The sequence below is a fragment of the Brevibacillus schisleri genome (genome assembly GCF_055685845.1).
Map to the genome: position 1 here is coordinate 3,497,314 of NZ_JBVNDM010000001.1, position 24,896 is coordinate 3,522,209.

General features: G+C 45.6%; 20 protein-coding genes. 3 read left to right on the forward strand and 17 right to left on the reverse strand.

Annotation, left to right across the window (positions count from 1 at the left end; genetic code table 11):
- Positions 1-4: 4 nt before the first annotated feature.
- On the reverse strand, positions 5-6,832 hold the full coding sequence (lgrA, locus tag ACUUHJ_RS16370) for a linear gramicidin non-ribosomal peptide synthetase LgrA (RefSeq protein ID WP_472299375.1): 6,828 nt from the start codon (positions 6,830-6,832) through the stop codon (positions 5-7).
- Positions 6,833-7,325: 493 nt separating this feature from the next.
- On the opposite strand from lgrA, the gene ACUUHJ_RS16375 reads away from it, so the two are divergent.
- Both ACUUHJ_RS16375 and ACUUHJ_RS16380 read left to right on the forward strand, forming a co-directional pair.
- Complete coding sequence (locus tag ACUUHJ_RS16375; RefSeq protein ID WP_289678016.1) at positions 7,326-8,261, forward strand: ABC transporter ATP-binding protein; 936 nt, start codon at positions 7,326-7,328, stop codon at positions 8,259-8,261.
- Between the two features lies 1 nt (position 8,262).
- Positions 8,263-9,027: an ABC transporter permease gene (locus tag ACUUHJ_RS16380; RefSeq protein ID WP_015891186.1), complete on the forward strand. Its 765-nt coding sequence runs from the start codon at positions 8,263-8,265 to the stop codon at positions 9,025-9,027.
- Between the two features lie 84 nt (positions 9,028-9,111).
- Here the strand turns inward: ACUUHJ_RS16380 and ACUUHJ_RS16385 are convergent, their stop codons facing one another.
- The 14 genes from ACUUHJ_RS16385 to ACUUHJ_RS16450 form a co-directional block, all read right to left on the reverse strand.
- A complete protein-coding gene (locus ACUUHJ_RS16385; protein ID WP_142495885.1) occupies positions 9,112-10,656 on the reverse strand; it encodes an aldo/keto reductase in 1,545 nt (514 codons plus the stop codon).
- Entirely contained in the window at positions 10,653-11,435 is a 783-nt protein-coding gene (lgrE, locus tag ACUUHJ_RS16390) for a linear gramicidin aldoreductase LgrE (protein ID WP_289678015.1), read from the reverse strand. Before lgrE ends, ACUUHJ_RS16385 begins: the two co-directional genes overlap by 4 nt.
- Positions 11,436-11,456: 21 nt before the next feature.
- Positions 11,457-12,791: an efflux RND transporter periplasmic adaptor subunit gene (locus tag ACUUHJ_RS16395; RefSeq protein ID WP_289678014.1), complete on the reverse strand. Its 1,335-nt coding sequence runs from the start codon at positions 12,789-12,791 to the stop codon at positions 11,457-11,459.
- A gap of 24 nt (positions 12,792-12,815) precedes the next feature.
- Positions 12,816-15,935, reverse strand: a complete 3,120-nt coding sequence (locus ACUUHJ_RS16400) for an efflux RND transporter permease subunit (RefSeq protein ID WP_472299376.1) — start codon at positions 15,933-15,935, stop codon at positions 12,816-12,818.
- Between the two features lie 237 nt (positions 15,936-16,172).
- Positions 16,173-16,928, reverse strand: coding sequence for a CPBP family intramembrane glutamic endopeptidase (locus tag ACUUHJ_RS16405; RefSeq protein WP_472299377.1), 756 nt, complete (start codon positions 16,926-16,928; stop codon positions 16,173-16,175).
- 1 nt (position 16,929) lies between these two features.
- Positions 16,930-17,553 (reverse strand): SdpI family protein, encoded by a 624-nt coding sequence (locus ACUUHJ_RS16410; RefSeq protein ID WP_015891180.1) that lies wholly within the window; start codon positions 17,551-17,553, stop codon positions 16,930-16,932.
- A gap of 16 nt (positions 17,554-17,569) precedes the next feature.
- A complete protein-coding gene (locus ACUUHJ_RS16415) occupies positions 17,570-17,827 on the reverse strand; it encodes an autorepressor SdpR family transcription factor (protein WP_429855330.1) in 258 nt (85 codons plus the stop codon).
- Positions 17,828-18,195: 368 nt separating this feature from the next.
- Positions 18,196-18,666: a hypothetical protein gene (locus tag ACUUHJ_RS16420; RefSeq protein ID WP_289678010.1), complete on the reverse strand. Its 471-nt coding sequence runs from the start codon at positions 18,664-18,666 to the stop codon at positions 18,196-18,198.
- Positions 18,667-19,152: 486 nt separating this feature from the next.
- The gene (locus ACUUHJ_RS16425; protein WP_472299378.1) at positions 19,153-19,515 is read right to left on the reverse strand and encodes a hypothetical protein; all 363 of its coding nucleotides are present in this window, start codon (positions 19,513-19,515) and stop codon (positions 19,153-19,155) included.
- Between the two features lie 24 nt (positions 19,516-19,539).
- Positions 19,540-20,694: an SMP-30/gluconolactonase/LRE family protein gene (locus ACUUHJ_RS16430; protein ID WP_289678008.1), complete on the reverse strand. Its 1,155-nt coding sequence runs from the start codon at positions 20,692-20,694 to the stop codon at positions 19,540-19,542.
- A 32-nt stretch (positions 20,695-20,726) separates the two neighbouring features.
- Positions 20,727-20,975, reverse strand: a complete 249-nt coding sequence (locus tag ACUUHJ_RS16435) for a zinc-binding dehydrogenase (protein WP_289678007.1) — start codon at positions 20,973-20,975, stop codon at positions 20,727-20,729.
- Between the two features lie 29 nt (positions 20,976-21,004).
- Entirely contained in the window at positions 21,005-21,250 is a 246-nt protein-coding gene (locus tag ACUUHJ_RS16440; protein ID WP_289678006.1) for a zinc-binding dehydrogenase, read from the reverse strand.
- A 24-nt stretch (positions 21,251-21,274) separates the two neighbouring features.
- A complete protein-coding gene (locus ACUUHJ_RS16445) occupies positions 21,275-21,739 on the reverse strand; it encodes an alcohol dehydrogenase catalytic domain-containing protein (protein WP_289678005.1) in 465 nt (154 codons plus the stop codon).
- The gene (locus tag ACUUHJ_RS16450; protein ID WP_472299379.1) at positions 21,736-22,581 is read right to left on the reverse strand and encodes an SDR family NAD(P)-dependent oxidoreductase; all 846 of its coding nucleotides are present in this window, start codon (positions 22,579-22,581) and stop codon (positions 21,736-21,738) included. Before ACUUHJ_RS16450 ends, ACUUHJ_RS16445 begins: the two co-directional genes overlap by 4 nt.
- A gap of 293 nt (positions 22,582-22,874) precedes the next feature.
- Here ACUUHJ_RS16450 and ACUUHJ_RS16455 point away from each other — a divergent pair, with 293 nt between their 5' ends.
- Complete coding sequence (locus ACUUHJ_RS16455; protein WP_289678004.1) at positions 22,875-23,531, forward strand: TetR/AcrR family transcriptional regulator; 657 nt, start codon at positions 22,875-22,877, stop codon at positions 23,529-23,531.
- Between the two features lie 288 nt (positions 23,532-23,819).
- On the opposite strand, the gene ACUUHJ_RS16460 is transcribed toward ACUUHJ_RS16455, so the two are convergent.
- Both ACUUHJ_RS16460 and ACUUHJ_RS16465 read right to left on the reverse strand, forming a co-directional pair.
- Positions 23,820-24,428: a DUF4304 domain-containing protein gene (locus ACUUHJ_RS16460; RefSeq protein WP_472299380.1), complete on the reverse strand. Its 609-nt coding sequence runs from the start codon at positions 24,426-24,428 to the stop codon at positions 23,820-23,822.
- 47 nt (positions 24,429-24,475) lie between these two features.
- Positions 24,476-24,820, reverse strand: a complete 345-nt coding sequence (locus ACUUHJ_RS16465; RefSeq protein ID WP_472301205.1) for a ribosomal maturation YjgA family protein — start codon at positions 24,818-24,820, stop codon at positions 24,476-24,478.
- Positions 24,821-24,896 lie beyond the last annotated feature (76 nt).

The following is a 24,896-nucleotide window of genomic DNA, read 5'->3' on the forward strand; positions in this document are numbered from 1 at the left end:
TTACTTACAAATCGCCTATCAAGTCCATAATGTCGTCGAGTTCTTCCAGAGAGAGCTTCTTGTCCACGAAATCACTCGGTGTTAACTCAGAATCTTTCTTTTCTATACAATGAAAAATAATAGCGTTCAAATGAAATTGATAGAGTCCCATGAGCTTGTCTATCGTCGTTTTGTGATACTCATGGCGATTGTAATTCAAATAGATAACCAGCTCTCCACCGATAATCTTGGCATAGATATCGAGCGGGTGCATGCGCTCGGCATGAGGGCCTAGTACTCTACCCTCTGGTAGATCCGATAATGTGAAAAGCTCATTGTCCAGATCGGCATCGTACTGTCCCAGATAATTGAACACAACCTCGGGTTGGCGTGTGAAATGGATGTCTCGTTTGTGCTCGGAATCTGTGAGATGCTTTAGGATGGCATACCCGATTCCTTTATTAGGAATGGCACGCATCGTTTCTTTGACCAGCTTGATCTGCTCCCCCAATTGGCCCGATTTGGCTACAGGCAGCACGACAGGGAAAAGGGAAGTGAACCAACCTACCGTACGGGATACATTCAAGCCTTTAACAATTTCTTCACGTCCATGTCCTTCCAAAAAGACCTTTACATCGTTTGCCCCTGTCCATTCCTGCATTGCCATTCCCAAGGCAGTCAACAAGATCTCTTGCGTTTCCGTTTGGTAGGCGTGATTTGTATGGCGCAGTAATTGTTCCGTCTCCGTTTTGGAGAAACGAACCGACGCTGTTATCGTCTCCATTTCGGTCTGATAAATGGTCTCCTGATCCTTTGGTAAGGGAGGACACGGAATGGATTCGACTTTTTTCCAATAAGCTAGTTCATTGACAAGCTTCTTGCTATCGGCAAAGGTTTTCAGCTCTTTCGCCCATTTTTGATAAGAATGTGTTTTTTCCGTTATAGCAATTGGATTACCTGAGGCTACTTGCTGATAGGCGATTCGGAAGTCTTCCAGAAGGATTCGCCAGGACACACCGTCAACAACCAGATGGTGAATCGCAAAAAGCAGATGGTCACCTACTCTGGTCTTGAAGAGCGCTACTTGAACCAGAGGTCCCTCTTGTAAATTCATACTGGCTTGCAGACGGTTTGCTTCTTCTTCCACTTTGTTTCGAGCATTCAGCTCTTCTGTAAAATCAAACACCTGGAATACAAACAGATTATTCTCGTCGCCCCGATTCAATTGGACAATTCCCTCATCCGATTCGGTAAAGCTCATGCGCAGGGCATCATGATGAAGGACTAGCGCATGGAGAGACTCCATCAGTAGTTCGCTATGAAAGCCCTCTCGGCTGAAAACCATCATTGCTTGATTCCAGTGCTGTCTGCTTGATGTAATCCGTTCAAAGAAGTAGTGCTGGATCGGTGTAAGTAAGACAGGCCCTGTAACCAGTCCCTGATCGAAATTGATACTCTCGGAAATGATAAGCGGTGCCATTCGTTCGATCGTTGGATATTTAAACAGATGATTGACTGCCATCATGAGATTCATCCGTTGCAGACGAGACGCGATCTGCAAACCCTTGATTGAATCCCCACCAAGCTCGAAAAAGCTGTCTTGAATCCCTACTCTCTCGATGCCAAGTACTTCTCCCCAAATTCCGGCAAGAATCTTTTCCATTTCAGAGTGGGGTGCTACATATTCCACTTCGCTTCTCACACTTCCATCCGGTTCGGGCAGAGCCTTGCGATCTAGCTTGCCGTTGGATGTAAGGGGAAACTCCTTCATGAGAACGAAGTGGGCAGGTATCATATATTCTGGCAAATCACGGCGAAGCAAGTCGCGCAATTGACTGACTGTCCATTCCTTCCCGGAAAGCAGATAGGCGCATAAGTATGCCTGATTGTTCTGGTCCACTCGGGCCATAACCACCGCATCATCAATGGACTCTTCCTGAATCAGTTTGCTTCGAATTTCATCCAACTCGATGCGGTATCCACGAATTTTCACCTGATGGTCCATCCGTCCGAGATACTCGATGTTGCCATCCTCACGATAACGTGCCAGGTCACCAGTGCGATAGATACGCTTTCCAGCCTCTAATGGATGGGCAACAAACTTTTCCGCGGTCAGCTCTTCGTTATTCAAATATCCTCTCGCCAAGCTTATTCCAGCGATACAGAGTTCGCCTGGAACGCCTATCGGCTGCAACTGTCCGTACTGATTGACGATGTACATTCGATAGTTGGGCAGTGGCTTTCCGATAGGGACAGGACTCTCCAGTGAGTCTTTTGCGAGCGAATAACGGGACGTATAGATGGTCGCTTCTGTTGGCCCGTAGATGTTTTCCAATTTCACCTCCGGCAGTACTTCATACACCTTTGGCACGAGATCATCCGGCATCGCTTCCCCGCAAGCAAGGATGTACCTCAATCGGTTGGCTTCGTTTCGCCCCTCCAGATATTCGACGAACGGAATCAACATGGATGGCACGAAATTGATGTGGGTGACCCCGTCTTTGACTACGGCCTGCCATATTGCTTTGGGGTTCTTTTCCGCCTCTGGCTCGAGAATGACTAACTTTCCATTCCCAGGAATCCACCCGAAAATTTCGGCTACAGAGATATCAAAAATGTAGGTCGTCTTCAGCAGGATTGCATCTTCACACGTAAGTGGATATTCATCCTGCATGGCATGGAGTACATTGAGCAGTCCCCCGTGTTCAATCATCACGCCTTTTGGCTTCCCGGTTGAACCCGATGTGTACATGACATACACGAGGTCATCCGGCATGTTAACCAATGGTAGATTGCTTGTATCTGGGGAAAAGCTACTCTCGCTATTCAAATCCATAACATTCGCTGTAAAGCTTGCTTTTTCAACGAAACGGGACTGTGCTACCACCAGCTTGGCCCCACTGTCTGTGAAAATGTAGGAAATTCGGTCAGACGGACTGTTCGGATCGATCGGCAGATAGGCTCCACCTGCTTTCAATACGGCGAAAATGGCCACTATCATCTCGAAGGATCGTTCCGCTATAAGCATCACCAGATCGTCTGGTTGCACCCCTTTTGTTCGGAGGGTATGTGCCAGTTGGTTTGCTCGTTCGTTCAGCTCTCGATACGTCATGCACTGTTCGCCGAGTACCAATGCGATCTTGTCCGGTGTAGCAGTCGCCCATTCTTCTAACAACTGCATGATCAATTTGCTGGGGTATGTTTTGGATGTATCGTTTACCCCTAGTAACAAATCGAGGCGTTGCTCTTGGGGCATTAGTTCAAACGTTTTAACTTGCTCCTCCAAGCCGTGAACAGCTTGCAAAAGGAGATGTTCAAACTGCGCAATCATGCGGTGGATCATGCTTTCATCAAACAACTGTGTGTTGTATTCAAAAACAATCTGCAGCTCGTTCTCCCGCTCCACTGCTTCTAGTGTCAGGTCGAACTTGCTAATCCTGTTATTGATATGACGTGTGTGATTTTCCAACCCTGTCTCCGATGCGCTTTGCATCATGAACATCACATCAAACAGGGGATGACGATTCCCGTCGCGTCTTGCGCCGGAGCCTTCGAGAATTTTTTCAAAGGGAACGTACTGGTTTTGCAAAGCGGACAAAAGCTCTTGCTTCACCTGTTGGAGGTTATGTAAGAAGCTTTCTTCATGATCAATTGAGAGTAGAAGTGGCAAGGTATTCACGAACATCCCAAGTATCTCTCGCGTATCTGGATGCTGTCTTCCATCTGTTACGGTACCTAGTATGACTTGCTCGCTGTCGTTATTCATCTTGGATAGCCAGACAGATACGATGGTGAGCATCAGCATATAGAGGGTTCCATCATGTTTGGTTGCGGTGGTCTTGAGCTTTCTCGTGAGTTCTTTGTTTGCGCGATACGTGATCGTAGCCCCATCAAATGTCAGCTGCGGTGGACGTTTTCGTGTAGGAAGCTGGACAACAGGAAGCTCGCCCTCAAGAAGGGTTTTCCAGTAAGCAGCTTGCTGTTTGTATTCCTCGCTTGCATGCCATTCATTTTGCCAGTGCGCAAACGACTTATAGGTACTCTGTAAAGGGAGAAGCTGCTGTCGTTCGAGTAAAGTCTGTAATTCCCGTAACAAAATCGACTTGGATAATCCATCCATGAGGATGTGATGGGAGTCGAGCCAGAGAACCTTTTTGTCAGGAGTTTCAATGATTCCAGCCCGGAGCAATGGCGCCTTTGCCAAATCGAATGGCTTGATGTGCTCTGCAAGTAGACTGTGCAGGACCTCTTCTACACCCGTCTGACGGACAAAGGATAGTTCGGCGAACGTGACAATTCGCTTTACGATTTCGTCATGATACATGTGATACGTGCTTCGTAATCCTTCGTGACGCATCACCAGCTCCTGCAAGGCCATCTGGATATGCTCCACATCTACGGAATGGGGAAAGTCAACCGTGAATGTCACATTGTATGCAATCGACTCGACATCCTGCTGCTGGATGATGTACATTCGTTTCTCCACCGCGGATGTTTCGTATTCCTGTTGTTCGCTCAGCTCCTGCAATGGTTGTAGGTTGGTCTGCTCTTGCTCTGTGAACAAACGTTTCAATTGGCGAATCGTTGGATGCTTAAAAAGCTGGTCATATCTCAAATCGAAACCGATATTCTTGAACTGGGAAATGAGCTGCATGGCCTTGATCGAGTCCCCACCGCATTCAAGAAAATGGTCGTCGATTCCCACCTGCAAAATTCCTAGCACGCTGCTCCACGCGTGAGCCAATTGTTGTTCAAGCTCATCAGTAGGCCCGACATAATACTCCCTCAGCAGCTCTTCATCTCCCTGTACATCTGGCAGCGCCCGCTTATCTACCTTTCCATTCGTGGTGAGCGGTAGAGTCTCCATGCGAACAAAGTGCGTCGGGATCATGTAATCAGGAAGATCATTTCCGAGCCATTCCCTCAGCTCGTGAAAAGGGATTTCATCAGGAGCAACATAATAGCTAACTAAGAATTTGCGGCCATCCTTCCGTTCTTTGGCGATAACGGTTGCCATTTCGACCTTCGGATGATTCATGAGGAAAGGCTCAATTTCTCCTGGCTCGATTCGATATCCGCGAATTTTTACCAAATTGTCGAGGCGGCCCAAAAACTCGATGTTCCCGTCAGGCAACCAGCGTGCTCTATCTCCCGTGCGGTACATGCGCTCACCCGTCTGCGGATGAATGATGTATTTTTCAGCGGTCAAATCTGGTCGGTTCACATATCCTCGTCCCAACGCTTCACCGAGGATAAATACCTCGCCCGCTACCCCAATCGGCTGCAATGCCAGCTTTTCGTCCAAAATGAGGATGTAAGTATGAGCGATAGGCTTGCCAATCGGAATACTCTGGTATTGCTTGTCCACCTCAAAAGTAGTAGCACCAATCGTGCATTCTGTCGGACCATACAAGTTGTAAAGCTTGTAAGCACCGCGCCGTTCAACCCTTTTTAGTACATCCCCGCCTGTGATCATCACTCGAAAAGAACGATTATCCATCTGCATGAACTGTTCTGCTGCTCCTGTCGGAAAAAAGCTGATCGTAATACCTTCTTGGTTACAATAATCATTCAAGGCAATCAAATCATACTTCAGTGCAGTTGGCACGATGTGTAACAAAGCGCCCGTGAGCAGATAGGGAAAAATATCTAAGGCAGATCCGTCAAATGCAAAACTGGAATAGACAAGGGCTTTGTCTGCAGAGCTCACTTCGAAGTACTGGCGATGCCATTCACAAAAGTTTACCAAGTTGCGATGCTCGATCATGACGCCTTTCGCCAAGCCTGTCGATCCCGATGTATACATGACATAGACGAGATCTGTTGATCGATTGAAATGTGGTAGATTCTCTCTTCTGTCGCTGAAGCTACCAGGGTCACACACATCGATCACTTCTACTTCGCAGATGCTTTTCGCCTTCTCTGTAAGCGGAGTCTGTGTCAATAAAACGGGTGCACCACTGTCGTTTAACATATAAGCAATTCGTTCATCCGGATAATCCAGATCGATTGGGAGATATGCTGCTCCAGCCTTTAGAACGGCGAGAATACTCACCAGCATATCCAGTGATCTGTCCATCATGAGCGGCACAAGATCGTCGGGCTTAATTCCTTTGGCACAAAGGTTATGGGCTAGCTGATTGGCTCGCTCATTAAGCTGTTTGTATGTCAGGGACTGGTCTTGATAGACAACTGCTAGACTGTCCGGTGACACTTCGACTTGTCGTTCAAACAACTGATGATAGGTTTTATCGCTCTGCTTCTCCACTTGTGTTCGTTCCCCACAAAAACGCTTTAAGGCCAGCAGTTCTTTTATGGTGGTCATATTCAGGTTTTTGTAGAAATCTCGGTCTTTTTTGTAGTGAATCGTTCCACCAGATGGTTGCGGAAATGGTGTGATCCGCCCACTGACAATGTTCTCCCACTCTCGGATGAACAGGTCTTCAATCACCTGATTCGCTTTGTTGTAACAATCGATCAGTGTATCTTCTTCATCAAAAGAAATCTCTTCCTGAACAAGAATATTGCCTGTATCGATGTTCTCGTCTATGAGGTGGAGCGTAACCCCTTTTGGTGTCTCATCCCAAATACTCCAGAAAACAGGGTCTCTCCCCTTGTTCCAGGGCAAGAGGGATGTATGTAGATTGAGAATGCGCCCTTTGAAATGGGAAACGATTTCCTTACCCAGAATATAGCCGTACGCGTAACTGACAACGTAATCGACTTCTTCAAAATATTCGGTTTGTTGGTCCCATTTTTTCGTCCACACGATGACTTCGTGGTTTCTTGATTCCAAGTACTGGACAATCCTGTTTTCTTTGCTCATGAATGTTGTTAGGAATAGTATTCTCAAAAAAACATCACCAGCATTTCTCATAATTTCGTTGACAAAAAGTTGACTTCGATTGAAAATCATCCTAGATGGAAGTTGTGCCACTTTTTTACTTTTTGTTACATGATTTTACATATAACTCAAAAATATGGTTTTCTGCAAGTAGTTGTGTGTAAATTTTTTTATTTTTTTGTGCCCAACAATTAGAGGAAAGAACGCCAAAAGGCGCTACTCTGCTAGTTTTGAGCGATGAAAGGAGGTAAGTTTAGCACTGGTAAAAACTGACATTTTCTGACAACTTCCGTTTTCAACGCTACTCTTCGGTCAACATGACATTTCACTCTGAAATGAAATTGCCTCTGTGTCTCCATCTCCAGTTGTTTCTGGCGAGTTTTGTAATTAATGCATCACTTTTACAGTCTTTTAATATTCCGAATTGGATAAAAAGGTTACGATATGAGTACTGCACACGCAATTGGAGTCACAGAGAAATCTTAGGAAAGGGGATTTTTTTATGGAGCCTGCAATCGTCATTAAGGATCTCAAAAAATCATTTGGAGACAAAAAAGTTCTCGATGGCATTTCCCTCTCGATTCCCAAAGGTACAATTTTTGGTCTACTTGGACCCAATGGAGCTGGAAAAACAACTTCCCTTCGAATCCTGTCCTGCCTTATTGAGCCTACGTCAGGAGAAGTTACCATCCTCGGTCACCAAATCAGCAAAAATAAAGAAGAGATTCGCAAAAAAATTGGTTGTGTAACAGAATCTCCCGGGGTGTATGACAAGCTTTCTCTGTTGGACAACCTGGAATTCTTCGCCTCCTGCTATCAGATGCCCAAAGCGAAGCGGGCTTCACGAATCGAGTATTTGCTACGGCAGTTCGATTTGTGGGACAGAAGAAACGATCCTGCTGGCAGATTGTCAAAAGGAATGAAACAAAAACTTTCGATTGTTTGCGCGATATTACACGATCCTGAGGTGCTTTTCTTAGACGAGGTCACAGCCAATCTCGACCCTGTCAGCACTCGGAAGCTGAAAGACCTGATTCGCGAGTGGGCTGCGTCTGGAAAGACGATCATCTTTTGCTCACATATCCTGGCAGAAATTGATGAGTTATGTCATGAGTTCGCCATCATTAAGGGTGAAGTAATTCGTTTAACGACCCCACAGAAGTTCCGCGAGGAGTGGACCACCTACAATGTGCTTCTTGACGTAGGAGCGGATACGCATAAGTCGGAACAGATTATTAAAGCCGCCGAGGAAGTAGAGACGTATAAGCGCACCGAAGACCAGTTCCACCTGAGGGTAGCCAATCCGAAGGACTCGAACCCACAGTTGATCAAAAAGCTGGTCGCAGCGGATATTACGGTCAATTACATAGCACCCATCTCCGTGTCACTGGAGGACTCCTATCTCAGCTTGTTGAACCAAGAAAAGGAGGCGATCTAGGATGCCGGGATTTGTTATTATCCGGGAATGGAAGGAGCTTTTCGCAGCACGCTCCGTATTGATTACGAATCTTGCTGCACCATTCGTTATATTGGTTGTCGCTCTGATCACCACAGTATTTGCCCAAAACGGTAAGATGGAGTTCATCCTTAACCTGATGAAATTGACTAATCCCCTCCTTAACATGGCAGGTGAAGATGGTCATATTGCCATTGCCCGCTTCTATTTCCTCTTGTTCCTGATCGTACCGGCGATGATCCCCTTAACATTCGCCACGACGAGCATCATCATGGAAAAAATGACAGGAACATTGGAAAGCGTACTGGTCACCCCGATTTCCACCAAGGAGTTTTTGCTTGGTAAGGTCCTAGCTTACTCCTTGCCTTCCATCGCTCTGACCTGGGTGGTCCAGCTAATCTTTCTAGGGTTCATCTTTGCAACCTTTGACAATGCCAGCGAGTATTTTTCCATCGTATTTATTCTCGCGATGCTCCTCCTGGTCCCATTTATTTCGATCATCAGTGTATCCATGAGCGTCATTGTTTCCTCCAAAGTTGACAACGTCGCAGCAGCCCAACAATTTGGTGCCATACTGGTTCTGCCGATCATCGGACTTGCTGTCAGTCAGGTCATCTTCCTTTCCATGATGAGCAATCCGGTAATCTATTTGGGAATGGTTACGCTTTGTGCGGTGGTTGCCCTGATCTTGTTCCAGACAAGTATTAAAGTGTTTGATCGCGAGCATATCATCAGCAAGTGGAAATAACCGAAAGTATGAAAAATAACCACCTTATGAAATCGTTGTTGTTACACGATTCCATAAGGTGGTTTTACTATTTGGGTATTGTTTTTAGCTAATAATTGCTTTAAGGGTTTGGGTCATCGTGTGCCAGTCTTCTTCTTGCATGATCGTATCTAAAGGTCTCTTCAATTCTATGAGTACATCCTCTACATAATGCTCACGTCTCATCCCCACGAGGACGCTGTGTACCTCTGGAGTGGCGCGCATCGTTCTAATCGCTGCTTGACTGAGGTTATCTGTTGTCATTAAATGCGGCTTCACCCTCGTCAGCTCTTTCGAGATATCCAGTGAACGCTGGTAGTCTTTGGGGGCGTAGTAGCTCTTCAAGGCTTCAGCTGTCTCCATGAGAGCTGCCTTGTAGGTATCCAGCCATTGCTGTGTCTGGTCGTCCAAGCCATCATGTTTTTTAATCGTATTACGAATATCTTCAATGACCGGCTCAAACAAGAAGTTTCTCACATTTTGCACATTTGTGGCAGAGTATAGCTTTTTCCAGTATTTGCGGAGTGTAGCACCAGATGATATTTTTTTCTTCAGCTCTTTCACATCTTCTTTCTCCATTTTCAGTAATGGCAAGACGCGATAGACGATCTGATCCTCTACATCATCTACACGATTCAGACAATCCTTGATTCGACGAGTAGCTTCTTTTTCATCAATGACCGAGCTCAGATCCAGTTGGATGTTCGTCAGGCGGAAGATTTTATCCTTCGCTGTCACATCTAACGTCCGGTTGGTCATGACACCAAGTCCCTTTTCCTTGGCAAATAACAAGGCACTCTTGCCTTGCGCATGACTTTTTTCCAGTATGGCACCAGATTCGTACATGTTCATTGGAAACTGGATGACGCGAAAATGGTGATTTGGTGTAATCTTTTCTGCAATGTCCCAAAGGGTATCTAGCGCAACAAAATCAAATTCCTTGACATTGCTGCCAAACGAATTGGCACTGACACCATAGCATTGAATCCGACCTGATTCGACTTCTTTCTCCAGATGTCGAAAAGCCTTCTCCATTCGCTCTAATAATTCATCATACGCTTCCTGTTGTTTAATCTTCTTCATTTTGGCCCATAGCAAATACCACTCTGGATTGTGCAGCATGTAGCAATCAATCGTGTCCACCTGCAAGCGCTGCAGGCTACGTGTCAGCTGGTCTTGAAGGTACTCTGGGTGGATACATATCGACATTCCTTCGTGCACCGTCGTGAAGTCTTGATACGGTTTTCCTTCCGCTGTCCTCTTCGTCGTCTCCTCGGAATCTTCGCCTTGGACGATACCGGCCTTGGACACGATTACTAGCTCTTCCCGCTTTATTTTTTCTTCACTGATCAGCTGCTTCAGCACATGACCGATGACTTTCTCCGCGCTGCCATTTGTATACATACTACTCGTGTCAATCAAGTTAATTCCTTCGAGCAGCGCTTTGCGGAGTGCCTGCTGGTACTGCTCATCCTGTTCATCAATCCGGTACGTTCCGAATCCAACCTGACTGATCCACACATCGAAGCTGCCAAATTGCTTATAGAAAAGATGGGGATTGGCCTGTGCTAGGCGCTGTGTCCCCTCTCGCGTTGCTTTTCCTGTCATCATCCTATCCCCCTATACCCGGCAAGATAATTTTGAAGAGTTGACCCGACAATAGAAATGACTTGGTCCTGGTGAGAATGGATGAAAAAATGGTCGCCTTCCAGTATGTGCGTTTGAAAAGAAGCGTTGGTATGTTCTCTCCAGGCTTCGAGATGTGTTACGGAAAAATCCGGGTCCTGCCAACCACCAATGGCCGTCACTCCAAACTCCAGCGGCTCCCCATCTTGATAGCGATACGTCTCGCATATCGAGAAATCGGCCCGAAGCGTAGGGAGAAGCATATGCAGAATCTCCTTGTCCTCAAAAATTTCCTTTGGCGTGCCATTCATTGTTCGTACGCCCTCCAGAAACTCTTGATCTGGGAGATGATGGATGGCTTCACCCGGATCTGGCAGATGCGGGGCATGGTATCCCGATGCAAACAGGTGCTGCGGTTTAAGGTTGTAATGTTTGCGTAAATATCTGGCCAGCTCAAAGCTAACCAGCGTTCCCATGCTATGTCCAAAGAAGGCAAACGGTCGATTTAGATAGGGAAGGAGCGCTTCTGCCAAATCACGAATCATTACAGACAAATCCGTGTAACAAGGCTCTAAGAAGCGATTACTTCTGCCGGGAAGCTGCACAGGACAAACGCCAATCTGAACGGGCAGCTTTTTTTGCCAATCCCGATAAATACCAGCGTGACCGCCAGCATAGTGAAAGCAAAATAATAGCACTTCTGCCTCTGCTGTCATTTTTGCAGAGAGTAGCCATCGGTTCTGGGAAACGTTCATCTTTTGCATAGGTATCCTCCTCGTTATTCCTTAGGGAACAATGCGAATTTTTGCCTGATCTTTTAATTGGGATTGTCCCTTGATCACTACCTTGTCTCCTGGTTTCACTCCGGAACCGATAAGCGTCTTCTCCGTTCCTTTCGAAGCAATCGAGATTTCCTTCTCAGCTACTCTCTCGCCATTCACAACGTAGGCTACTGATTTCCCATTTCGCTCAAGGATGGCATCTGTCGGTATGAGAATCCCTGCTTGTCCGTGGCTTGAAGAGACTTCTGCCTTCATTCCGGGAAGTAGCGTACCTTTTGGATTTGGCACTTCTATTTCCACCGGGAAAAGCTTAGATTGGTCAGCAGCCTTTAGTCCCACGTAGGTAATACTGCCCTTGACCTTGATATTTTGAGAGGGAACCTGCAAATTTAGTTGTGTTCCTTTTTGGAAGCTTGCCAACGATTTTTCGGATACGTTCACCTTCACAATCATCGGGTCAAGGTTAATGACGGTTGCAACAGGCTTTTGCGGATTAATCGTATCGCCTTCTTGGACTTGGATATCGGTGACAATGCCGTCAATTGTTGATTTGATCAGCGTGTTTTCCAACGCATTCCTGGAAATGTCTACTTCAACCTGTCCCTGTTGCACACTTGCTTGCGTGACTCGTCCATTTTTATCGGCTGTATTCACTTGCGACCTGGCATTAAGTAAAGCAGTTTGCGCCTGGTCCAGCTGGCTTTGATACTGGTTTTTTGCTTGCAGATATGCGTTTTCTGCATTCTCAAGCTCACCTTTGGACAAAGCTTTCTCTTCAAACAGCTTTTTCGAGCGGTTGTAATTTGCCTGCGCCAGCGTCAAGCCTTGTTCCATCGTTCGCTTGACACTCGCAAAGGTTTGCTCCGCCTGCTTCAGTTGGCTGTTTGCCAATTCGCCAGACGTCCCCATTTTGTTGGAATACTCTAGATTTGCCTTGGCGACTGCTAATGCCGCCTCCGCTTGGCGCAGTTTCAATTGCGCTTCGGTTTGATCCAGCTTTCCGATGACTTGTCCTTTTTTTACGGTGTCCCCTTTTTTCACCAGGATTTGCGAGACGGTTCCGGTAGTTTTGCCGTAAATACTCACATCCGTGTTAGCGAATACCTCCGCCAGCAATCTACCGGAGTCTTTGAGTTCTCCTTCTATGACTTCCTCTACTTGAACATCAACGGAATTCTCCACTTTAATGGTTTCAACCTCAGGACTGGACTGGCTTTCGTTTGATGTTCTTCCTTCTTTCGAATTGGTATTGTCTACGGATTGTGAACTGCATCCTGTGATGATGGTCAAGCCTAAAAGACATGCCACGCCTGAGCTGATTAGCTTCGTCTTCTTCATTTTTCGTAAACTCCTCCCTCTGCCTTACCCAGACTTTTTCATATCGCGTAAACTTCTCAGCACGGAAATAAACATATCCTCACTTGGCTCGATCTCCGCTTCTTTGGTATCAGGGGCAAAAAACTCTTTTTTGATCCGATACAGTAATTCATACCCGATAGGAACCACGAATAAGGTCAGGATCGTCGAAGTAACGAGTCCGCCAATGACCACAATCGCTAAGCTTTTGGTCATCAAGGCTCCTTCCGAAAAGCCAAGGTAAAGTGGCAAGAGTGCGCTGACTGTCGCGACAGCCGTCATAATAATGGGGCGTACGCGGGTAACGCCAGCTTCAACAACTGCCTCTCGCATAGAAGTCCCTTCCAGTCTTCGCTGCTGAATATTGTCCACGTACACGATTGCATTCGTAACAACGATTCCGACCAGCATCAAAAAGCCGATAAGTGCCGTTATATCGAGAACGGTATCCGAAATGAACAGGCCAAATAATCCGCCGATCACAGCAAGTGGCAAGGACAGTAGAATCGCGAGCGGAGCTGTAGCATTACCAAACGTGATGAGCATGACGATGTAGACGATAAAAATCGCTGCACCAATGGCTAAAAGCATATCTTTAAAGCTTTTTTCCATGTCGCTTGAGACGCCTTCAGATGACAGTGTAACTCCGGCGGGCAATTTTTCCGCTTGCAACATCGCAAACAGGAAATTACTCGCTCCTCCTTTGTTGTCACTCGTGATATCTGCTGTAATTTGTACGAATTGTTTTTCGTCCTTGCGCATGATTTGTGATTGAACTTTTTCTTGATCAATCTCGGCAAAGTCCACCAAACGAACCTGTTGCTTGCTTGGCGTTTGGATGTAGATATTGTTCAGTTCCTCTAGCGATTTCGCATGGTTTTCACCGAGACCAAAGAAGAGACTATAGTCTTTGTCGTCGACTTTGATCTTGCCAATTCGGGTATCCGAGACCAGGAGGTTGACCTCTTGAGCCACCTGTACAGGGGAAACTCCCAGTTCCGAGGCTTTGTCTCTATCGACTTTGATGACAACTTCATTTTTGAAATCGTTCAGATTGTCCTTCACGTTGGTCAACAGGGGACTTACCTTCAAGTTTGATTTGACAATTTCGCTTGCCTCTTTCAAGCGAACCAGATCTGGTCCATACAGGATCACCTTGAACTTGTTGGTATCGCTGCTACCAGGTTTCGTCAAGGCCATTTCAGATCCTAGCGGAATCATCGGTTTGACGATTCCCTCAAATTTCTTGATGGTTTGGTCGAGATTCACATCTTGCCCTATTTTGATTAGCAGTAGGGCCTGATTCGATTGACGGATTTCTGCTTCATTTTCAGAGCCAAGATTGATCTCTATGTACTCTACTTCAGGCTGCTCCATCAATTTACTTTCGACCTGGGCAACCGTTTGATCGAGTCCATCTAGTTGTGTACCTTTTGGCATTGTTACTTGTGCGAATATGTACTTCGCTTCCGGATCGGGGAACAATCCGTATTTCATATACGGGAGAAGCGCCAGACTTGCGACAAATAGAACGAGTGACAGAAATCCGACAGCGGGCTTGCGGTTGAGTGACCATTTTAATAACTTCCTGTACGCGTCAGACCCTTTCCCATGTTCATATTCCTTGATGTTGTGGTCTTTTAAGATCATCAACTTGGCTAACAGTGGAACAATCGTCACGGCTACTAATAGTGAGGCAAACAGCGAACATACAACCGTTAGAGCAAATGGGCGGAATACTTCTCCGATCATCCCTCCAACAAACACAATAGGTAAAAATACGGCGGTTGTCGTAAAAGTCGATGAGGTAATGGCATGTAGCATTTCGTGGGTGGCAATTTGAATCAGGTTTTCCTTGCGTTCTTTGTTCAATTGCAAATGGCGGAAAATATTCTCGATAACGACGATACTGTCATCCACAACTCGTCCTACAGCCACTGCCATCCCAAATAGTGTGATCATATTGAGAGTAATCCCCATCCAGGACATGAAAATCAGACTTACTAGGATGGATGTCGGGATAGAGACTAGGACGATGAGGGTTGCTTTTACATGACGCAAAAAGAACAAAATGACTACAGAAGCCATAATAGCTCCAAGCAAGCCTTCCTTGAGCATGCCGTTAATCGAATTCTTGATGTCGACAGAAGTGTCATAAATCGTGGTAAAGGTTAAGTCCGGGTACTCTTCTTTCAAACGGGATAATTTTGCGTTAATCGCATCACCGGTTTCTACCGCATTGGCGTCACGTGTTTTGTAAATATTGATGTTAATTCCATTCTTGCCGTTATAGCGGCTGATCGAATTAACGACTTCATCAAAGTTGACCTCAGCGATATCGCCAAGCCTGACGTAGGTAAGCCCATTTGTGGGGTCACTTGGGAGGAAAATCTTCGTGTTTCGAATATCATCCACATTAAGGTAACGGCTTACCACGCGAATAATGCGCTCTTCCCCATCCTCGGTGATCGAACCGATTGGCAGCGCTACGTGATTGTCAAGTAAAAGCTGTTTCAGCTGCAATGGAGAGATTCCATAGTAGTTAAGCGCATCGACCTTTGGCAGGATTTTCATTTCTTTGAATTGCCCGCCTATTGTTGATACTTTATCAACACTTTCAATACCTTCTAACTCCTTGAGCACGGTTTCTTTTACGTCGTTGTCAAAATGATCGAGTCCACTCTCCTTATCCTGTCCTGTCACAAACAGATAATAGACGGGTTGATTGCTGAAGCCCTGAATCATTACTTGTGGTCTGTTTACTTTGCTGGGAAGCGCAATACTGGAGATTTTTCTTTCCAGCTCGTCCCTGACTGCTTGTACATCTGAACCCGTCTCCAAGTAGACCTGTAGCGTGGAACTATTGTTGCTTGAGTAAGACTCCACTGCCTTAACGCCTGTTACATGCCCAACTTCACGTTCCAATGGCTTCGTTACATCATCGAGAACATCTTCTGGAGATGCATCCGGATAAGTAGTATTGACTAGAAGCACTGGGAAAGTGATATCCGGCATGTTCTCTACCTTGAGAGACATGGCAGCAATAATTCCGCTGACTACGATAAGCAGGCTCATAATAATAATAGCTGTGGAGTTTCTGAGAGAAAAATTCGTTAGAAAACGCAAGGCATGCCCCCCTCATTCCTAATAAATTCCATCCTCTATATTACCCCTCATTTTTACCGTATTCAATAAATTTCCATAAAAATTAAAATTTGTTTTCTGTTTCGCTCTTTTACCAAACAGAAAGAAGACCAAAAACCATCTTCCGACGGGGTTTTTGATCTACTTTCTTGAATAACGTCTCCAAATGTAAAGAAATTGTATGTTTTCTACCCTCACAAAATCGTGTGGGAAGCGGTCTTATTTGATGAAACCATGAAGGATGATATCCCCTATCGCGTGCGCAATCATTGCATACTCCAGACCGCGCTTCCAGTAGAGGTAACCGAATAAGATTCCTGCCACCCCGTTAAGGGCAAGTGTGCGAATGAACAACAGCGGGGTAATCTCACCAAAATAAACATTTGCCGCAGGGAGATGACCAAGCCCAAATATAAGGGCCGCCCCAATGATCCCTGTCCAGTACATCCAGGGCTTAGGAGAAGAATTACGTCCGAATAGCTTGCTACAAATCCACACGATCATGGTCATCATGAACAAGCGAACCATGACTTCTTCGTATACGCCGCCTTGAATGGATGTCAGAATCCCTGCCCAAACCGATACTTCTACGTTTTGGGCTTTTTCTGCCAAGATTGGCAGTAATGGTTGGAAAACAGCGAATTCCAGTAAGAGGAGAAGACCTGTTGCTGCAAATCCAAAGATGACTGCTTGAATGATTCCCTTTTTGTTAAAGGACTCTCCGCCCGTTTTATATAACCACTTCCGAAGGACAGGGGCATCCATCCCAACCTTGGTTGCGAAGGTCAATCCAATCCATGAAAACATAAACGCCATGATGGTTCCCTGCAAGACAAAAATTGTCATTGCCACCGGCAGCGGGATAGGTACCATGGCTAATGCATCCCCGCCAATTGCCAGCAAATAAGGAATAGCTGCGATAAAACCGATAGCGCTCACCAACGATAATAGAAATGCTATTTTCAAGTTTTTCATTTTACTTTCCCCTTCCTGTTTTTTTGTAATAGTACCGACTGCTTCCAATCGAAATCAGAATGGTCACCAACACAATGATCAGCATGAGGATGTAATGGATGGTTGTTGGTAAGAATGAAGTGAGCATGATGAGGATTCCTCCGATGAAGAACACACGGGAACTCAACAGGTGGGTATTTTTCCAGACCTCTTCACTAGCGAGTGACCATGGCGTGCGTATCCCAATCAGATAGTTATGTCGAAACCGAGGCATGAAATTCCCTATCGTTACAAAGAGAATTCCTAAAATAAGGGTTACAAATATCCCAATATTTAACATATACCCATATCCATATGCGATGATCACGCTATGGATGACGAGAAGTACGATCATTAATGTATGCAAGATGGTATCGTGACTGCTTTGGAACTTTTTGTAATACTGTTTTTGACTGCGAACAGCCACGAAAAGAAACAGCATCACAACCGGAATAAAAGTTACACCCACAAGCTTTGGCGCAAAACCATTCGGTTCGCCATTTGGTCCCCAATGAATGACCATCTGATCTGGCATGGAGGGATAACAAATTACGCCTAAGACAACACTGATGAAAAAAAACAAGATAGACAAATTGGATTTATTCATGTGATTCCCTCACTTTCTAATGAAATTGGATAAACCATTTTAATAAGTCTTGAAAAACAGTCGTATTCAGTGAGTAATAGATGTTTTGCCCTTTTCGTTCGTCGTAAACCATTTGTGCCTGTTTCAACAAATTGAGGTGGTGGGAGATGCTGGGCTTTGTCATTTGAAAATGGTCAGCTATTTCTCCAGCCGTCATATCTTTCTCCCTCAACAGGTCAAGAATTTTTCTTCTTGTGGGATCAGAGAGTGCCTTAAATGCATAATTCATTGACATAATCAATCGATCCTACTTTCATACATCATTTTTAGATATTTAGAAATTTATCTAAATATTGAATTGAGAAATGCCTTGTGCCAGCTCGTAAGGCACTACTGGATCGTTTATCTGTATATCAATACTACCATAAACATTATTTTTTTCCAACGACTACATACAATTCATCCTAACTCAGGCGTACAATTACATTCAAAATGTCATCAGTCTGCCACTTTTTGGTTGGGACTAACTATTTGCTTACCTTGCAAATCTCAAAATGTGTACAATGTCGAGTGACATAAGCATTTTCTGGCAGACGCAGTCAGTATCCTTGGTTATATCACTCGACAAGAATCAAAAAGCAATCTATGAGCACATCTTATCAATTACGATTGGATACGTGAATATCTAAATGTATGCCAAATTTCATTATCATCCTTAATGGTTAGATAGATTTGCCCCGCTCCATAATCCCCCATGGCTACGTACTCTTTTCCAGGAGTATACTCGCCTACATAATTACCATAATAATCGCTGTCAAATGTTAATCTTCTTCCTGATATTTCAAAGGTTACGGATGACTCTGTAGCTCCTATACATTTGACATTTACTTTATCTACTCCTGGCTGTTGATAAGTTTGATCATTTTGAGTTTGCACTGAGCTCTGCTGTCTGACCACTTCTAAATCCTTTTTTAATCCACCATTCTTTTTTGTACATGCTGACATGGCCTCTTGTACCTCCGCCAGATGTCGTTCTAATCTGGCAATATGTCTCAGCAATTCGTAATTGTTGTAGTGTCTACCTTCTCCCGCTGAAATTGGATAATAACCCTCTTGTGGATACCACCCGTACATAAATTCCCTCCTTCATTGGCTTTCACACACTTTACGTTATGGATTTTCCGCCTATCTCGTTCGCCTATTTTCCCATAAATTGGGTTTGTACTGACTGTTCAAAGAAAATAAAGTATTAGACTGATGTTGTTGATTTGGTTGCTATTACTGTCTAAGAAAGCTCTTTACCTTAGAAAAATAGGTATTAGACTATTCAATCCTTCCATACAAAAAGGCCAGTCAAAATCACAAAAATAAAGTGTTAGACTGGCCTGGTTTATTGAGCTATCGAACCCGTTAGTTGATCAACATTTCCGTTACTTGTGGTACGGTTCAGCTTAACGGGTCTATCGGCGAAAAAATTAAGGGCACTTAATTGGGCAACCAACTTTGGTCCGTAATGTCGTTGAACGAGCTGAAGGTAAGATTCTTTGAAGATGGTCAGCTACGAATCCTACCTCGAAAGCCCGCAATTCTTTGTCATCAGTGCGTTACTTTCTTGGTTAATTATTTGAACCGCTGGGTTTGCTTTGAAGGCATAATGGTCAGTTCTGGAATGTTGACATGCTCAGGTTGCTCCAGTGCATAGAGCGCCGCCTCTGCAACGTCATCGGGATGTAACGGCAGGACTTTCGAAGAAAACGCGCGAATTTCATCCTCGGAATACCCGGCCACCTGAGAAAATTCCGTTGCCACCGCCCCGGGTTGAATCGTCGTAACGCGAATCCCCTGATCGATTGTCTCCAAACGTAACGCAGACGCTATGGCGTTAACACCGTATTTGGTAACGCTTTCGCCTGTCACCAAGGCCACTTTGCCGATCAGACTCTCCTTCGCATTCCAAGATAGCTCTAAATCATCCAGATTCATTTCGCACCCTCCCAAATTCCAACATTATTTTGTTAAAAGCACGCGATGAACACCCTTGCTGCCTCCCGGTGCCGTTCCTATATATAAATATCCGTTATGGCTTACAGCCGTAGTTACGCCATACAGTTTGCCTTCCGGATCATGCCAGCTTCCGATAAGCTCTCCCTGCGGGCTGAGCTCCATAGCAAGCCCATGCTTCGCCGGTGCGCTTGCACCGCTAAGCAGCGACTCCGGCAACTTGGCCATGGTACTGGCTAACCAAGGGTTGCTATGCATCTGATCTACAAAAGAAATGCGAGTCGTGAAGATACCGACCCAGAAATGGCCTTGATCATCACGCGTAATGTTGTCTGGAAAACCTGCGAGATTGTCTACGAAAATATCAGATGTACCCTTCTTCGGTCCTTTAAGCCAGTATCTGGTCAATTGATAATGATACGATTCCGCCACAAGCACAAAATCTTCATCCGCAGACAAGGCAACTCCGTTTGCAAAATAAAGGCCTTCTAACAGGACGGTCGTTTGCTTGGTCTTTGGATCGTACTTCAGCAAACGTCCATGCGGCTTGTTCTCGGCAATTTCTTTGAAGGTCACACTACCATAATTCGAAGTATCAGAAAAATAAATGGAGCCGTCCTTGGCAATATCAAGCTCGTTAGCTAGATAGATCGGCTTACCGTCCACTTGATCCGCCAATACCTCTATGCTCCCGGATGGGTTAATAGACAGCAGTCCCCTCTTGACATCAGTAACGATCAAATCGCCTTTGGCATCGAATATAAGCCCATTAGGTGTTCCAATGGTGTCTGCAAACATTTGGGCTTTTTGCGGATTTCCCTCTGCATCGAAAGGAACCTTGTAAATCTTCCCATCTGAATCTCCTGTATATAGCTGACCTTCTTTATCGAATGTAATGAATTCAGGGAATTGAGGGGCATCAGTCACAAGCTGAGCTGGGCTGAGTTTATTGTTTTGTTTCCACGGACCCGCTTCCTCAAAAGAGGGGGCCGTCGGTGCTGACCATTTTGCCGGTTTGATCGGTGAAGGTACAAGCAAGAAAACGAGTATTCCTAGAACGAGCACCGATAGCCCCCATCTGCAAATCTTAGCACGTAGTGAGCGTTTAGGACGATTCACGCCTTCAGTAGATTTAACGGATCGAACTTGTATATTAGGCATTAGTGTGTCTCCTTTTTCATATAAGTGAGATTTTAGATTTGGACTACGATTTTACCGAAATATTGCTTTCCTTCAGCCAAGAGCGCGAATGCTTCTCCAATTCGGGCCAGCGGGAATACATGGTCGATGACGGGATATAAACGATGATGGGCAATCGCCCGATTCATCTTTTCGAAGTGATCTCGGTTGCCGACTTGACTGCCGCGAACAGTTGCTGCTTTCTGCAAAATGCTGGTGACATCGTATTCCGGAATGGTCAAGCCCGATAAGAACCCGACCATACTCAAGGTCCCTCCAGTGCGAAGCGCATTTATGGATTTCCCATCGTTGCCGCTCCTCCAACATCCAGAACATGATCGACGCCGCAGCCAGTCAACTCTAACGCCGCCTTATCCCAATCGGGAGCTTCCAAATAATTGATCGTTTGCCATGCGCCAAGAGCTTTTGCTCGTTCCAGCTTGGCGTTGCTGCTCGACGTGATGATGGCTCGTGCTCCGGCCATAAGCGAGAATTGAAGCCCAAAGATGGATACCCCGCCCGTTCCTTGCAGCAGCACGGTATCACCCGCTTGCAAACCGCCCTATTCGATTAGCATGCTCCATGCGGTTAATGCCGCGATCGGTAAGGTTGAGGCCTCCTCATAAGTGAGGTGATCGGGAATAGGGACGACTCCGTCTTCATGTAGAACGACATACTCGGCCGCTATTCCGTTCAACGGCCCCCCCAGGCTTTCTTCTAACACCCCAGGTCTTGGGCTGCCGGCAATGAATCGCTGTTGAAAATTACCCGCTACTCGGTGTCCGACCTGGAACCTTGTTACTCCTTGGCCAACGGCTACAATTTCTCCCGCTCCGTCTGATAATGGAATGAAGGGAAATTTGACTTCGATCGGCATTAATCCGCTGAGGACCACTAGATCACGGTAATTGAGAGAAGCTGCCCTCATGCGGATCAGTACCTCCTTAGGTCCTGGCGTTGGTATGTCTAGTTCCGTTATGGTTAATTCCTCGAAGCCGAAGCCGTTTTTCAGCTGTATAGCTTTCATCGAATTGTCCTCCCTGCAAGATCAGATTGATTACCCGGATTCTTATTATTGCTGCTGGATCCTTCACGCGGACGAATCATGCTTCCAACAAGCCGAAGACTTTGTTTTCGTGTAATGAATCGCGATAACTGCGCCCCGAGATAATTCTGCACACCCGGAACGACGTACACTTTCCCTTCCTTCAACGCACGAAGTGCAACCTCTACGACTCTTTCCGGAGTGTCTTTCTTTCCGACGGAGGCTTCTTCCGCTCCTACGACATTAAAGAAACTCGTGTCCGTCGCACCGGGACAAAGTGCGAAGAATTTAATGCCGCGGTTGCAGTTTTCAAACCATAACGCTTGAGTAAACGACAGGACGAAAGCTTTCGTTGCCCCATATACGGCCATATAGGGAAGTGGTTGAAATCCGGCGGTTGAAGCAACATTGATAACTGTACCTGAGCTTTTGCGCAACATGTCCGGTAAAAACAAGTGGGTCATATCTACAACAGCGGCGACATTGAGCATAACTTCTTCATGTTGACGCTTGCCTGACACTTGTTCAAACAAACCATGCGTAGCAAAGCCTGCATTGTTGACCAGCAGTTCGATATCCACTTTCAAAAGTCGACATTGCTGATATAACTCGCTGGGTGCGCCCTCTTTCGCAAGATCCATAGCGATAACCTCGGCTTTGATGCTATACATCTTTCTGAGCTCTGATGCCAGACTCTCAAGCTTGCCCTTCGATTGGGCTACGAGTACTAAATGGCTGCCTTGTTTGGCCAGTTGTCTCGCGAATTGCTCTCCAATACCGGAAGAAGCTCCCGTGATGAGCGCCCATTTACCTTGAATCGTCATATCGCTACTCCCCTTCTGGATACTATGTTATAATATAGAAACGTCGTTACCGGATGAACATAAGTAATTATTCCCGATTCTCAAGGAATGTGATAATGATCATATCATTTGGTAACAGTGTTTCCGAGTGGGTTCATTGTATCCTGGCTTTTCTAGTAAGTCAATATGATCTTTGAATATCCTTGAACATCTACCGTCTCATTGACAACCGCTTAACAACTGTATAAAATTCCTTGCAAGAGCGTCAGAAACTTTGTTTCCTGACGATAACTTGATATCCGAAGGTGATGATTATGAGCGATCAAGATATCTCCTCCAATGCAAACTCACGAGTGTTGAAAACCTACCAAGAAGCCCGCTTGCAAAATATTGAAAATCTCCGCAAGCTCGTTGTTGACGCTGCGGCAACGCTCTTGCAAGAAGAGGGTCCGGAAGCCGTTACGGTGCGTAAAGTATCGCAGAAAATGGGTTGCTCGACAAAAATCATTTATAACTTGTTTGTCAATAAAGAGGGCTTGGCTCAGCAGCTGTATCTGGACGGTTGTAAGCTTCTCGCTAACGAATTCGAGGGGACGCCGCAAGCTGCTGATCCGGCGCAGCATTTGCAGAATTTAGGCGAAGCCTTTTGGCAATTCGGGCAGCGTTACTCCAGTTATTATAAACTGATGTTCGGAGGCGCATTCGCGGATTTCAAACCGGACGAGGAAAGCCTAAATGGTACCGTAACGGCCATGCGGCAATTATTGACGGTGATCAGCAATGCGCAAAAGCAAGGTCTCATCCCTGACCAGTATGACACTGAATTAGTTATCCGCGTATTTTGGGCTTCGCTCCATGGCGTCATTCATCTTTACATGGGAGGACACTTAGGAGATGTACAATCGGCGCATGCGGTATACAGGCAAACGTTGTCTTTAATTGTCAGCTCGTTATTGCCGGATAAAGCTTAAAAGACGACAAGCTCTTCCCGGTTTAGGGGAAGAGCTTGTCTTTTTTCACACTGCAAGGATACCTTCAATGCTAATCTCTACTTCAATTTTTTGCTTTACCACTATTTGTGATACGCTTCTCCGCGCTTGATCTTAAACTAATCTGCCCGTTAGTTGAATAACTGGCGCCAGTCTAACACTTTATTTCTCAGTCTACAACTTTATTTTTACGGAACACTGACTCCTCTAAATTGAAATAGCGGCCACCTAAGACCTGAAAATAAAGTCTTAGATTGACCGCTGTTTCTATCACTTATCAAATTCCACTCCATATTTATTGAAGATGGCCGTGTATTTATTCTCGAATATGGTCCATCGTTTTTCTGTTCCGTACTTTTCCTGCAAAGCCTTCCAATAATGTTTAGCCGCTGCTACATCATTTGATTGTAACAGCAAATGAAAGCTCTCTTCGCTCAGATGTAAAAATGGCCCTGAAGTGTAATAATCCACAATGGATCTGGCACTGGTCATCGTATCATAGAAATGAATCACCTCTTCTAATCCACTTAGAATTGTTTTTCTTACATCATCCATATTCGTACCCGGAGTGATCGAAAATCGATCTGGTACAGATTCAACAATCTCCCCCATTCTTGCTCTGAAGTGACACTCCGCTTCTACAGGTGCTGTTAGAATCTCTCTCGATTGTATTTGTGCCAACTCCGCTGCATAAATACCACAGTTCACATAAAACATGACATGGTCCGCTGCATTGCCAGCAGATTTTTGGAAGTTGAACATGTAGATGAGGCTTTCGGTTTTCTTAGTGAAATTCAAACCCTTCTTTGCGAAGCCACGCTTAGAAAGGAACGACTTAACGTCCTTTTTCATCATATCGGTAAAGAGCTGCTGCAACATGATCCCTCCTAGAAGATTTTTTTGGTATGTCGTACATCCGCCAAAAATCAGGAGCGCTTACGCCAAGGCCAGGCTAGGTCGAGCAAAGCAGCGATGGCAGCTCCCGCCGTATACCGCACAAGGTCCGCCGTCAAAAAGCCCTTTCCTAATACCAACGCCCCAAGAGTTGTCTTCCGAAGGGAATTGATCCAATCGGCCTGATACAATTGGCTGGCCTCGATCGCAAAGCAAAACGCGAGGCTGCACCACAGCGAGAAAGAAATCTTTTTGTGAGTATAGTAAGTGCGAAAGCCGAAGTAGATTATGCAAGCCCATAATGCATCGCCAAAATGCTCCGCTACAAAGACAGGCAACACATCGGCGAACGCTCTGGACCCTAAGCCCAAAGCCATAACAACAAAAACGGCCACGATATAGGCGAGCCTGTCTCTCCATCGACACGCGGAGCGGGTCTGTCAAGATTTTTGT